General features: G+C 53.9%; 9 protein-coding genes and 2 tRNA genes. 7 read left to right on the plus strand and 4 right to left on the minus strand.

Annotated elements, in window-relative coordinates; translation table 11 throughout:
• Nucleotides 1–90: 90 nt before the first annotated feature.
• The 6 genes from CIK74_RS02345 (at nt 91) to CIK74_RS02370 (ending at nt 8,346) form a co-directional block, all read left to right on the plus strand.
• Nucleotides 91–2,016 (plus strand): ExeM/NucH family extracellular endonuclease, encoded by a 1,926-nt coding sequence (locus tag CIK74_RS02345; protein ID WP_096254166.1) that lies wholly within the window; start codon nt 91–93, stop codon nt 2,014–2,016.
• A 382-nt stretch (nt 2,017–2,398) separates the two neighbouring features.
• Nucleotides 2,399–3,730, plus strand: coding sequence for an extracellular solute-binding protein (locus tag CIK74_RS02350; RefSeq protein WP_096254167.1), 1,332 nt, complete (start codon nt 2,399–2,401; stop codon nt 3,728–3,730).
• Between the two features lie 169 nt (nt 3,731–3,899).
• Nucleotides 3,900–4,949, plus strand: coding sequence for a sugar ABC transporter permease (locus CIK74_RS02355; RefSeq protein ID WP_096254184.1), 1,050 nt, complete (start codon nt 3,900–3,902; stop codon nt 4,947–4,949).
• A 61-nt stretch (nt 4,950–5,010) separates the two neighbouring features.
• Nucleotides 5,011–5,826 (plus strand): carbohydrate ABC transporter permease, encoded by an 816-nt coding sequence (locus CIK74_RS02360; protein WP_229677221.1) that lies wholly within the window; start codon nt 5,011–5,013, stop codon nt 5,824–5,826.
• Nucleotides 5,826–7,244, plus strand: coding sequence for a GH1 family beta-glucosidase (locus CIK74_RS02365; protein ID WP_096254171.1), 1,419 nt, complete (start codon nt 5,826–5,828; stop codon nt 7,242–7,244). The genes CIK74_RS02360 and CIK74_RS02365 overlap by 1 nt, the downstream gene beginning before the upstream one ends.
• An 82-nt stretch (nt 7,245–7,326) precedes the next feature.
• Nucleotides 7,327–8,346, plus strand: a complete 1,020-nt coding sequence (locus CIK74_RS02370) for a LacI family DNA-binding transcriptional regulator (protein ID WP_096254173.1) — start codon at nt 7,327–7,329, stop codon at nt 8,344–8,346.
• Between the two features lie 54 nt (nt 8,347–8,400).
• On the opposite strand, the gene CIK74_RS02375 is transcribed toward CIK74_RS02370, so the two are convergent.
• A tRNA-Arg gene (locus tag CIK74_RS02375) sits at nt 8,401–8,477 on the minus strand.
• A 275-nt stretch (nt 8,478–8,752) separates the two neighbouring features.
• Nucleotides 8,753–8,826 (minus strand) — tRNA-Arg (locus CIK74_RS02380).
• 319 nt (nt 8,827–9,145) lie between these two features.
• On the opposite strand from CIK74_RS02380, the gene CIK74_RS02385 reads away from it, so the two are divergent.
• On the plus strand, nt 9,146–10,978 hold the full coding sequence (locus CIK74_RS02385) for a phosphoenolpyruvate carboxykinase (GTP) (RefSeq protein ID WP_096254175.1): 1,833 nt from the start codon (nt 9,146–9,148) through the stop codon (nt 10,976–10,978).
• 69 nt (nt 10,979–11,047) lie between these two features.
• On the opposite strand, the gene CIK74_RS02390 is transcribed toward CIK74_RS02385, so the two are convergent.
• Both CIK74_RS02390 and CIK74_RS02395 read right to left on the minus strand, forming a co-directional pair.
• Nucleotides 11,048–12,256, minus strand: a complete 1,209-nt coding sequence (locus CIK74_RS02390; RefSeq protein WP_096254177.1) for a multidrug effflux MFS transporter — start codon at nt 12,254–12,256, stop codon at nt 11,048–11,050.
• Nucleotides 12,257–12,286: 30 nt separating this feature from the next.
• Nucleotides 12,287–13,210, minus strand: a complete 924-nt coding sequence (locus tag CIK74_RS02395; RefSeq protein ID WP_096254179.1) for an EamA family transporter — start codon at nt 13,208–13,210, stop codon at nt 12,287–12,289.
• Nucleotides 13,211–13,366 lie beyond the last annotated feature (156 nt).

Raw genomic sequence — 13,366 nt, forward strand, 5'->3', positions numbered from 1 at the left:
CATCATGAATTCATTATTGGCTGATTGAATCGATTGCGGGCCAACCGAGCGCTACCGCGCTGCGGTACTGACAACGAACTAGGACTTTCCATGAAGAAACGCACCACGACAGCCTTTGCGGCTACCTGTCTAGGAACCGCATTGGTTGCTGGAATGATGGCGCCCGCCTCAGCGGCCGGAACCGGGAATGAGCTGACCGAGATCGAAGAAATTCAGGGCACCGGAAGCGCCACAGAAATGGCCGGCACACAGGTAAGTGTTCGAGGAATAGTCACCGGGGCATACGCAGAAGGTGGAATCCGAGGTTTCTACGTCCAGACGGCTGGTTCGGGAAGCGAGATCTCTCCGACCGGCAGCTCAGCGATTTTTGTGTATTCGGCTGGTGTCGCAAAGGTGGCGGTAGGTGATCATGTTCAGGTCTCTGGTGAAGTTGATGAATACTACGGAATGACTCAAATTAGCGCTACGGCACAGGGTGTTGAAGTGCTCACTGAGCCGGCGGAAGCGATCAAGCCGCTGGCTATCGATATTCCTGACACTGATGCTGCACGTGAACGATTTGAAGGAATGCTGATTGACCCACAGGGGCAATGGACCGTTGCTGATAACTACAGTTTGAATCAGTACGGCGAAATTACCTTGGCTGAAGGCACCAGCTCGATACTCGACGAAGAGCGCACCCTGCGCCAGGCCACCGACGTTTTCACGCCTGGAAGCGATGAAGCCAAGGCCTTGGAGGCCGAAAACGAATCTCGCGCACTGGTTCTAGATGACGGTGCCACTTTGAATTTCTTGGGTGCCGCGGCGAACAAGCTCGTTGAAGTACCGTATATTTCGGCGTCCGAGCATGTCACAGTAGGCAAAAGGGCTACCTTTACCGCTCCGGTCATCATGGATTACCGCTACGACCTGTGGCGACTGCAGCCACAGGGGCAGGTAGTAGGTGCTCAGGATTCCGACATTCCGGTGAGCTTTGAGCAAGTCATGAACGAAGCCCCGGCTGAAGTTGGCGGAAACGTAAGTGTGGGTAGCTTCAACGTGCTGAATTTCTTCACCACCACCGGAGACCAGCTTCAGGGTTGCACCTACTACACCGATCGTGAAGGCAACCCGATTTCGGTACGCAGTGGTTGTGATGCTCGTGGTGCTGCAAATGCCGACAACCTCGCGCGTCAGCAGTCCAAGATCGTTACGGCATTGAACAAATTTGATGCAGACGTGGTGGTTCTTGAAGAAATTGAAAATTCGGCTCGTCTCGGTCAAGACCGAGACGCAGCCCTGCAAATCTTAGTGGATGCGTTGAACAAGGCTGCTGGCGAAAAGCGCTGGAGCTTCGCCCCGAGCCCAGAGGAAATTCCGGCTGACGAAGATGTCATTCGTACTGCCATGATTTACCAGCGTGATGCGGTGAAGCTCATTGATGAATCGGTAGTGCTTGATGACGCTGCCTTTGATAATGCGCGTGACCCGCTAGCACAGGCGTTCCAACGCGTAGGTGGCAACTCTAAGACTCGTTTCCTTGTGGTGGCTAATCACTTCAAGTCCAAAGGCTCTGACCCTAAAGATGGCTCCGAGAACGCAGATCAGGGTGATGGCGCAGGGGCATGGAACGCCGCACGCGTCGAACAAGCCGAAGCCTTAGTAGATTTCGCCGAAGGACTGAAGAAGAAACGAAACACTAATAAGGTGCTATTGGCCGGTGACTTCAATTCCTATTCGGCAGAGGATCCTATCAAGGTGATGACTCGGGCTGGTTATGTTGATTTGGGTGCCGAGGCGAGTACTCACAGCTACCTCTTTGGAGGTCGAACCGGGTCGCTGGATCATGTACTTGGATCGGCGGAAATTGCATCGACGGTGACCGGTGAAACAATCTGGAATATCAACGCGACGGAGTCCGTCGCTTATGAGTACAGCCGTTACAACAACAACGTGGCTCAGCTGTTCTCCCCTGACCAGTTCCGCTCCTCGGATCATGATCCGGTGCTTGTTGGGCTTCAGCTGAACAAGAAGTAGACGTGGTGAATCCGGCGGATCGAAGTTGATTCGCCGGATTCTCTTTGGAGAAAAAAGTTTACCGCCAACATTCGAAGACCGAGATTGAATGAACAATTTGACCTGTCTTCTTTTAGTCGTTAGCTGAAAATAAAGAATCTCCAAAAGGTATTCGTTTGCGCATCGTTCTGGGGCTCGGCCTTGACAACGGTTTGTGATCGGGCAGAATATGGGAAAGATGATTTGTGAGAGCGCTCACACGGTGTTTATTTTAGGCGCTTTTATGCTTCATAGTCCGGTAGAAACCCGAAAGGTGGATACCTGTTCTACCCTGAGAGCGCTCTCATTTTGGATGTGACGGAGCCTCTCGACCTCTCATACCCGCACTCACACTGGAGACAAGATGAAAACCTCGAGCAAAACAAAGCTCGCGCAATCGGTCGCACTGCTAGGCACTCTTGCCTTGCTAGCGACAGGTTGCAGCAACGCGGACGATGCCGCGAAGGCGGACCCGGCCTCCGCAGACAATCCGGTCACCCTGACGGTCACGACTTTCGGCGCCATGGGTCTAGATGACTTGTACGAAAAGTATGAAAAGGAAAATCCGGGCGTCACTATTGAGGCAACCAACATCGACACCGGTGGCAATGCGCTGGTCGATTGGAAAACCAAGCAGGCTTCAGGCGCAGGTCTTCCTGACATCCAGGCAGTCGAAGAGGGTTGGCTAGGACAGGTTATGGCTGTCTCTGATTCCTTTAGCGATCTGCGTGACTACGGAATAGAAGATCTCAAGTCCCAGTGGGTCGACTGGAAAGTTGAGCAGGCAACTGACAAAGACGGACGCATCATTGGCTACGGTACCGATATTGGCCCGGAAGGAATTTGCTTTAACTCGAAGCTCCTTGAAAAAGCCGGTATGCCTTCAGAGCGTAGCGAATTTGCTGAATTCATCGGTGGACAGGATTCCACTTGGGAAGACTACTTCGCCGCTGGTAAAAAATACGAGGAAAAAACCGGAAAGGCTTGGTTTGATCAGTCCGGTTTTGTCTGGAACGCCATGGTCAACCAACTCGACGAAGGGTATTACAAAAAGGACGGATCGTTGAATATTGACGGCAACGCCGAACTTAGCAACCGCTGGAAGATGTTGGCAGATGCTACTGAAGCAGGGTTGTCGTCCGGACAGACTCAATGGGACTGGGGTAAAGGGCAAGCCTTCTTGGATGGTTCTTTCGCTACCATGCCTTGCCCGGGGTGGATGCTAGGTAACGTCAAGGGTCAAGTTGAAGGTGCAGGCGGCGACGCAACATCGGGTTGGGACTTCGCCGGGGTCTTCCCTGGTGGACCAGCGAACTGGGGAGGAACCTTCCTCACCATTCCAACAACCTCGAAGAATCCAGTCGAAGCAGCCAAACTCGCTACGTGGCTGACCAACGCACAGTCTCAGGCGGCAGCATTCGAAGCAGCCGGAACTTTCCCAAGCAACCTTGAAGCGCAGAGCTCCGAACAGGTCCTTGGAAGCAACGAACTGACCAAATTTTTCAACGATGCTCCGATTGGTCAACTACTGGCAGAACGTGCAGAAGGTGTGAAAGCACAGTTCAAGGGGGCCGATGATTCGGTCATCCAAGAGCAGGTTTTTGGTCCAGCGACGATCGCTTTGGATGGTGGCAAGGATGGACAAGCCGCATGGGATGAAGCTATGTCGACCATGAAGAACTTGGACATCAAGTAATCACCGCCGGTAGGCCGGCTGAATCATCGGCCGGCCTTCTGGGAAAGAGAAATCGATAATGAGCATCATGACCAACAATGCTTCGGATGCCACAGGAGATACTGTGCCACCGGGGGAGCCAACCCCAGACGCGACTTATCGCGCCGGTGATCCGGTGCAGGAGAAGAAAATGCGTCGCCGGCACCGCTGGGGACAGTTTGATTTCAAATACTCGCCTTATCTCTATGTCTCGCCGTTCTTTATTCTGTTCGCACTGGTCGGACTCTTTCCGCTGATCTACACCTTCGTAGTTTCCATCAATGACTGGGATCTGCTCGGAGGAGCCGGCGAATGGGTGGGCCTAGATAACTACGTGGCCGAAATCAGCTCTCCGCTCTTTTGGAACTCGCTGTTCAATACGTTCAGCATCTTCCTGCTCTCGGCGATTCCGCAGTTGCTCGTAGCAACCTTCATCGCGGCCATTCTGGACCAGAACATCCGGGCGAAAACATTCTGGCGAATGAGCGTGCTGATTCCCTACGTGGTCACCCCTGTTGCAGTCACGCTCATCTTCTCCTCTGCTTTTGATGAGAAATACGGGCTAATCAACAACCTGCTCCAAACCATCAATATTGATCCGGTGGCCTGGAAAAGTGAAGTAATTCCCTCCCATCTAGCCATCGCGACCATGGTGAACTGGCGTTGGACCGGCTATAACGCTCTGATTCTTTTGGCAGCCATGCAGGCAGTTCCCCGCGAACTGCACGAATCGGCAGCTATCGACGGGGCCGGTTCACTGCGCAGATTCTTTGCAATTACTTTGCCAAGTATCAGACCCACAATGATCTTTGTCGTCATCACCGCAACCATCGGTGGACTACAAATTTTTACCGAACCAAAACTATTCAACCCCAGTAGTTCGGTGCCTGGTGGCCCCGAACGCGAATACCAGACCACGGTGCTCTACCTGTGGGATCTGGCATTCAACCGTGGCGACTTTGGCCGTGCCTCTGCGGTCGCGTGGATGTTGTTCTTGATCATCATCCTGATCGGACTGATCAACTTCTTCCTGTCGGGTTCAATTGCTTCATCTTCCGAAGGGGGAAGTCGTAAAAACCGTCGCCAGCAACGCAGAGCGCACAAACATGCGGTGCAAATGGCTCAGTCAAAGATTGCTTCAAACCGTATGTCCGGCTCGAATGTAACGGCCGGCGAAAAGGGCGGAGAATCCCATGAGTAGCGCAACGTTAGCTAAAACTACGGCAGCTAAAAAATCTGGTGCCAAAGGTAAAAATTTCTCGATGGATCGCCGTCCTGGATTTCTTACTTATGGATTATTGATCGCATTTTTCCTGGGCAGCACCTACCCGTTGTGGTATTCGCTGTTGATCGGTTCAAATACAGGAGCGGTGTTCGCCTCCACCTACCCACCGCTACTACCTGGCGGCGCTTTCTGGACGAATGTTGCCGAGGTTTTTAACACCATTGATTTCTGGGGTGCTCTAGCAAATAGCGTCCTCGTTTCCTCGGTCATCACGCTTTCGGTGGTCACGTTTTCCACCTTGGCCGGATACGCGTTCGCTAAGCTACGCTTCCGTGGGCGTCAGGGACTACTAGTCTTCGTGATCGCGACTCTGGCTGTACCAACGCAGCTGGGTATTATTCCGCTGTTCATGGTCATGAAGGAATTCGGTTGGACCGGCTCCCTGGGGGCAGTCATGGTGCCCACCTTGGTTACCGCTTTCGGAGTGTTCTTCATGCGCCAATATTTGGTGGATGTAGTGCCCGATGAATTGATCGAGGCTGCCCGTATTGATGGGGCGAGCATGATCGGAACCTTCTGGCATGTAGGCGTGCCGGCAGCGCGCCCAGCAATGGCTATTCTGGCTCTCTTCACTTTCATGACCGCATGGACCGACTATCTCTGGCCAATGCTTGTAGCACCGCAAAACCCCACCTTGCAGGTGGCACTGAGCCAACTGCAATCCGCAAAGTATGTGGACTACACGATTGTGATGTCCGGGGCCTTGATGGCCACCATCCCGCTGTTATTGCTATTCGTAGTGGCGGGCAAACAACTTGTATCTGGAATTATGGCAGGAGCTGTAAAGGGCTAATGACGAAACATCTATCTGAATACTTTGCTTGGCCTAAAGAATTTCTTTGGGGCTCGGCCACCGCGGCCGCGCAAATTGAGGGAGCGAGTCACAGCTACGGTAAGGAAGACTCCGTCTGGGATGCATTCGCACGTAAAGAAGGGGTGATCGCAGGAGGGGACAATCTCAAAGTAGCAGTGGATCATTACCACCGGTATCAAGAAGACGTGGGGCTGATGCGTGAACTCGGTCTAGACTCCTACCGATTCTCTACCAGCTGGGCCCGAGTCGTTCCAGGAGGGCGAAGCGTTAACAGGGAAGGTCTCGATTTCTATTCAAGGTTAGTAGACGAACTGTTGGAGAACGGGATCCTGCCGTGGCTGACCCTTTACCACTGGGATATGCCACAAGCACTTGAAGACCAAGGTGGTTGGACCAACCGAGATACCGCCTATAAGTTTGTCGAGTATGCGGAAGCGATCTATGCAAAGCTCGGTGACCGGGTGAACCACTGGACGACGTTTAATGAACCTTTATGTTCTTCGCTCATTGGATACGCTGCAGGCGAGCACGCACCTGGACGCCAAGAACCGGCGGCGGCCCTGGCAGCGGTGCATCATCAGCATCTGGGCCATGGGCTAGCGACGCAGCGATTGCGTGAACTTGGTGCTCAAGAACTTGGTATCACCTTGAACCTCACCAACGCGGTGCCCAACGATCCTACTGATCCCGTGGATTTAGAAGCGGCACGTCGGATTGACGCACTATGGAATCGGATGTTCTTAGATCCGTTGCTCCGTGGTTCATATCCTGAGGATCTTTTACAAGATGTCTCCGGGCTGGGACTGGCCGAAGTTATTCAGCCAGGTGACTTGGAAATCATCCACCAGCCCATCGATTTTTTGGGTGTGAACCACTATCACGATGACAATGTCTCGGGACATCCATTGGCAGGCGATGGACCTGAAGCTGTCGTGCCCACCGACGCTCCTAAATCCTCACCCTTTGTTGGCAGTGAATACGTCACGTTCCCGAGCCGGGACTTACCGCGTACAGCTATGGGCTGGGAGGTAAACCCGCAGGGCCTGCGGGTGCTGCTGAACCGGTTGAAGGCAGATTATTCGGATCTTCCAGCGCTATATATCACCGAAAACGGAGCTTCTTACACCGATGAGTTGTCGCCGGATGGAACAGTGGCAGACACGGAACGCAGCGAGTACATCTTTGACCATCTCGACGCCGTCGCTGGTGCTATCGAAGACGGCGTGAGCGTTCGTGGGTATTTCGTATGGTCCTTGTTAGATAACTTCGAATGGGCTTGGGGATATCAGAAGAGATTTGGCATTATCTATGTGGATTATGAAACGCAGGAGCGCATTATTAAGGACAGTGGTCGGGCCTACGCAGGACTGATCGCAGCCAACCGTACAATGGCATAGCATCGGTGCGTGGCGTTTACTCAAGCGCCACGCGCCACACACAAGTAATAAGGAATAACCCAGCTACCGCGAAGAAGTCACGATGCCCGAACCACGTAAACAACAGCCAACGCTGGAACTCGTCGCAGAACGCGCAGGAGTTTCACGAGCAACCGTTTCACGCGTGGTCAACGGTTCTGACAAGGTCAAAGCAGATGTCGTGCGCGCCGTAGAGAAAGCCATCGCGGAACTAAACTACGTTCCCAACAGGGCGGCTCGTTCTTTGGCACAGGGACGGACTAATTCCATTGCTTTGGTGATCCCGGAGAGCACAGCCAAATTTTTCGCAGACCCATATTTCGCCTCGGTGATCCAAGGTGCTGCAATGTACCTGAGCACTACAGAATTCACGCTTTCTTTGCTCATTGCCACGGAGTCAGATCCGACAAAAACCAGCCGGTATTTGCGTGGCGGAAATGTTGATGGTGCGTTGATACTTTCGCATCATGCCGACGATAGTTCCTATAGCGAATTGGCCGGCTCATTGCCGCTGGTTTTTGGTGGCCGCCCGATGAGTAACGAAAATGGAAACGTCTTCGTTGTGGACGTGGATAATGCTGCAGCTGCCCGCAAGGCAACCGAGGCGATGTTAAAAACCGGGCGCAAACATCCAGTTACGATTTCCGGACCACAAAATATGGGCGCCGCCATTGATCGCCAACGAGGTTTTGAGCAAGCGGTTCATGAAGCGGGTTTGCCTGCTGGCCCAGTAGCAGTCGGTGATTTCACCCCCGATAGTGGAGAAAGTGCCATGCGCGAATTGTTGGCAAGCGGAGCAAAAATCGATTCGCTATTTGCTGCCAGCGCGCAGATGGCCTTTGGTGCGATGAAAGTGATCGCTGATGCCGGGCTGATGGTGCCGAGTGACATTGCTATTGCCACCATCGATGATGACTCATTTGCGCGAAATGCTTCGCCTGCACTGACCACCGTGGCGCAGAATGCAGAGGAGCAGGGAGCGAAAATGGCAGAGGTAGTTGTCCAACGAATCAATGGGGAATCTGTGCCCGAGCGAATTATCATGCCCACGAAACTTATTTTGCGTGGATCCCACGGTGTCTAAATAAGTTCACGTACTTAAACAAAAATTCCCACTCGATTGAGTGGGAATTTTCTTTGGTGCGCCCAGAGGGATTCGAACCCCCGGCCTCCTGTTCCGTAGACAGGCGCTCTATCCAGCTGAGCTATGGGCGCATATTCAATTACTTGTCGCCTTGGCGACTCCAGTAACTTTACACCAGATTTTCTGCCAGAAAAAACCATTTGATAGTAAAGTGCGGTGATTCACAAAAACGTCCCGCTGGCCCTTTAAGCGGAGGCTGACCGGCAAAGGGAGAAACGTGAAGCGGTGACTTTTGGTCAACTGCTAGTCATCATTGGGTGGATTGGTGCAGGCCGTCAAAGTGCATACCCAGGAGCGAGAAAGTTAACGAGCAAAGGCCCCACCGAAGTGGAGCCTTTGATTTTTGTGCGCCCAGAGGGATTCGAACCCCCGGCCTCCTGTTCCGTAGACAGGCGCTCTATCCAGCTGAGCTATGGGCGCATATTTAGTTAGTTTGTTTCGCTCTCACGAACCTCAAATAACTATACAGAGGAATTTGAATCCCGACAAATCGACACCGGAACCTATCGGAGGTAGATGAACAGAAGGTTATGTGAAGAATTCAAAAGGGTACCGGTATACGTGACCTTGATCATAGAAAAAGGGTATTGTTCATACTAAAACCCCCGAAATTTCGGGAAATTTATCTTACCAATTCTAGCATTTAGTCCTTGCTGAGGATTGGATCACACAAATTGATTGGTTCTCAACCCCTAGCCTTGATTTATTGACAAATTCAGCCCAATGGAGGGAATGGATAATGAGCACGAGCTCCGATCAGAACGTTATCAACGCAGCACCAACCACGCACGCAAAGTTGGCAGCCTGGGTTGAAGAAGTTGCCGCGCTAACGAAGCCCGATCGTGTTTATTGGGTCGACGGGTCCGTTGAAGAGAACGACCGTCTGACCGCCGAACTGGTTGAGGCAGGCACGCTGGTCAAATTGACCGACCCGAACTTCCCAAATTCTTACGCTGGCGCTTCGGATCCCAAAGATGTGGCCCGAGTCGAGGAGCGCACCTTCATCTGCTCGAAGAAGGAAGAAGACGCAGGCTTCACTAATAACTGGGAAGACCCAGAAAAGATGAAGTCGATGCTCAACGGGCTGTTTGACGGTTCGATGCGCGGACGCACCATGTACGTCATCCCATTCGTCATGGGTCCATTGAACGCCGATGAGCCGGCCTACGGTGTCGAAATCAGCGACTCGGCTTACGTTGTCGCCTCGATGCGCATCATGGCCAAGATCGGTAACGAAGTGCTGCGCAAGATGGAAGCCGAAGAAGCGTTCTTCGTTCCAGCATTGCACTCGGTCGGTGCACCGCTTGAGCCAGGGCAGGAAGATGTTACCTGGCCATGCAACGAAGACAAGTGGATCGTACACTTCCCTGAAGAGCGCGCCATCATGTCCTACGGTTCGGGCTACGGCGGCAACGCACTACTGGGTAAAAAGTGCTACTCGCTACGTATCGCCTCTGTGATGGCTCGTGACGAAGGCTGGCTTGCCGAGCACATGCTCATTTTGAAGCTGATCAGCCCACAGAATAAGGCCTACCATATTGCTGCGGCCTTCCCATCGGCTTGCGGTAAGACCAACCTGGCTCTGCTGGATCCAACCATTGAAGGCTGGAAGACCGAAACCCTGGGCGATGACATCAACTGGATGCGTATTGGCAAGGACGGCGAGCTGCGCGGTGTGAACCCGGAGTACGGCCTATTCGGTGTTGCACCTGGCACCGGTTGGTCCACCAACCCGAACGCCATGCGCGCGATCACCAAGGGCAACTCAATCTTCACCAACGTTGCGTTGACCGACGAAGGTGGCGTGTGGTGGGAAGGTATGACCGATGAAACTCCGGCACACCTGATCGACTGGTTGGGCAATGACTGGACTCCTGAGTCCGGCCGTCCGGCAGCGCACCCTAACTCGCGCTTCTGCACTCCAATCGACCAGGTTGACATGCTCTCCGAGGATTACTTCTCGCCTAACGGTGTGAAGATCGACGCGATCCTCTTCGGCGGACGCCGCAAGACCACCATTCCATTGGTCACCGAGGCGCGCAGCTGGACCAACGGTATCTTCATGGGCTCAACTCTGTCCTCGGAGACCACCGCTGCTGCCTCCGGTGCCACCGGTGTGATCCGCCGCGACCCAATGGCAATGTTGCCATTCATCGGTTACAACGCTGGCGATTACCTCAACCACTGGGACAAGATTTCGGCGAAGCTCAACCCAGAGCAAATGCCAAAAATCTTCTTGGTCAACTGGTTCCGTCGCAACGCAGAAGGCGGATTCGCATGGCCAGGGTTCGGCGATAACTCGCGCGTACTCAAGTGGGCCATCGAGCGTATTGAAGGCACCGCAGATGCCAAGGAAACCATCATCGGCAACGTGCCGACCGGTGAAGCCCTGGACATCAGTGGTCTGGAGAACTTCACCCCGGCAGACGTTGAAGCCGCGGTAGCGGTCAACAAGGACGAATGGGCCACCGAGGTCGAAGGCATCGAAGAATGGTACGCAAACTTCGGTGACGCGCTGCCAGTCTCGCTGCGTGCAGAGCTTGATGGCTTGAAGGCTCGCCTGAACGCCTAAGTCTGACTCACTAAAGATCCTTTGGGAACCGCACTTTCGGTTCCCAAAGGATCTTTTTGTCGTTCAGCACTAAACAGATGCTGTGCTGCCGGGATGGAATCGATCCGAAGTGTAAATCAGTGCGCCAAATGCGAGCAAAGCGCTGACCAGCGCGGTCAGTGCAAAGGCTAGCGCCGAATCCGCCCCGGACAGGCCCACTAACGGCGTGGCTAAAGCGCCAATGAGAAACTGCGCGGCGCCTAGCAGGGCAGAGCCAGAGCCAGAAACTTCGCGGACCTCATTTAGCGCCAGCCCGGTGGTATTACCCATGGTGAAACCGATGGCAGAGACGAACACAAAAATCACCGCGGCGAGAAGCAGACTGCTCACCTGTAGCAGCGCCAGTACTAACAGCAGGACAGCCGAGCTGAGCAGTACGCTCAAGGCCACCGTAATGGTCCGGCGCAACGGAACACGGCCCACCAGCCGTGCGGAGACCAGCCCGGAGAGTATTAGGCCCACTGCGTTGATGCCAAAGCACAGCGCGTAGTCTTGGGCGCTCAACCCCATCACCGTCTGATAAAGGAAAGGCGAAGCGGAAACGTAGGCCATCATGGCACCAAATGTGAAGCCGAACTGGACCAAATAACCGACAAAACGACGGCGACCCAGAGCTACCTTCAGTGGCGCAAAAAAGTTACCGGTGGAGCGCGCCGATATAGCGTGTGTTTCGCGATAGATAACTAACGCACCAACAACCATCAGCAGTGCTGCGACGGCCAACACCCATAACACCAGGCGGAATCCTCCCAGTGCGCCCAAATTCGCTCCTAGAAGCGGTGCCACGGCAGGGGCCACCGCGCCGATGGTCATGAGGATGCTGAAGATTCTTGCGGTCTGCACGCCCTTGGTCGTATCGGCAACGATCGCCTTAGAAATCACCACTCCGGCTGCCCCACCAAACCCCTGCAATGCTCGTGCAATACTCAGTGTTTCCAACGTCGGAGCGAGCGCGGCGGCCACCGAGGCAAGCACAAATAATATCGTTCCCCATCGCAATGGCCGAGCTCGACCTAAACGATCCGAGAGGGCACCCCATAAGAACTGTCCCATACCCATACCGACTAAGAAGAAAGTCAGCGTGAGTTGGATGGCGGAGGCAGAGGCGGAGAATTCCGCCGTCATTTCTGGAAATGATGGAAGATACATATCCGTGGCTAGCGGGCCGGTGGTGCCAAGAATGATCAGGAGCGCAAAGAGCGGCGGAGTTAGCCGCGAACGTTCGGGTGCTGAAGGCATGAAACTAGTCTATGAGTCTGACAAGTATTCTTAGCTCTCCGGGGGTGTCACCTGATTATCGTCGGACACCTCTTGTAACGGTCCCGCTGGTTTGGCCGCAAACCAGGTCACCCCGGCACCGGCCAAAGCTACGCAAAGAATACCGAGCAACGACAACCAGCCCAGCTGTTCGCCAAGAATCAGCCATCCGATGAGTGTCCCCATCGCCGGATCGATGGCAAATAAGGTGCCCACCACACGAGCCGAGGAAATTCGGGCCGCCAACGTATCGACCAGATAGGGGATTGCTACACCTATAACGCCGCTCAGCGCCAATAAACCCCATTGAGGCGCGGAAACTTCGGCCACTTTAGGGGTACCAAAAGGTAGTGAAACGAGGGCGGCAATGGACACGGACAATGCTAAGGAACTGACCGAAGAATCGTCGGCTTTACCTACTTTTTCTGCCAGCAGTGTGTAGAGCGCAAAGCAAAGGCCCGCACCGAGTCCAAAGGCAAAGCCCACCGCATCAAAGTGACCTCCGGGTCCGGCGATGAGAATCACTCCAGCCAAGGCGAGCAAAGCCCAGACGGCTTCACGCAAGCGCCGAGAGAACACCAAAGCGACTACCGCCGGACCCAGGAAGTCCAGCGTCACGGCAATCCCTAGGGGCAGGTGTTCGATTGCCTTATAAAGCAGCAGATTCATCGCGGCCATCACGACGCCGTAGAAAATGATTGCGGACCAATTTGCGCGGTTCCTTCCGCGCAAGGTTGGCCGCAAGAAAAGCCATAAGACTACGGCAGCCAAAGCTAGTCGTAACGAGCTGACTGCGGGGGAGCCTAGAGAAGCAAACATGGAAGCCGAGATTGCTGAAGAGCTTTGCACCCCGATGGAACCAACCAGCACAAATAATGCTGCTCGCCCACCTGCTGGTGGGAGGCTGGCAATTTGTTTTGCGGGCTGAGAATTCATGGCGTGAGGCGACCTTTTTGAGTTTGGGGAATTCTCTGATTGAAGAGTATGCAGGTCAGTTAGCCAAGAATACGGCGGAAAATTGTCACAATCTGGGTTCAGTTCGTGGCTACGGCCAAGTAAGTGGGTGCAAAATCGGCTCTACTGACATATCCG

The sequence above is a fragment of the Glutamicibacter sp. BW77 genome, assembly GCF_002332285.1.
Lineage (GTDB): Bacteria > Actinomycetota > Actinomycetes > Actinomycetales > Micrococcaceae > Glutamicibacter > Glutamicibacter bergerei.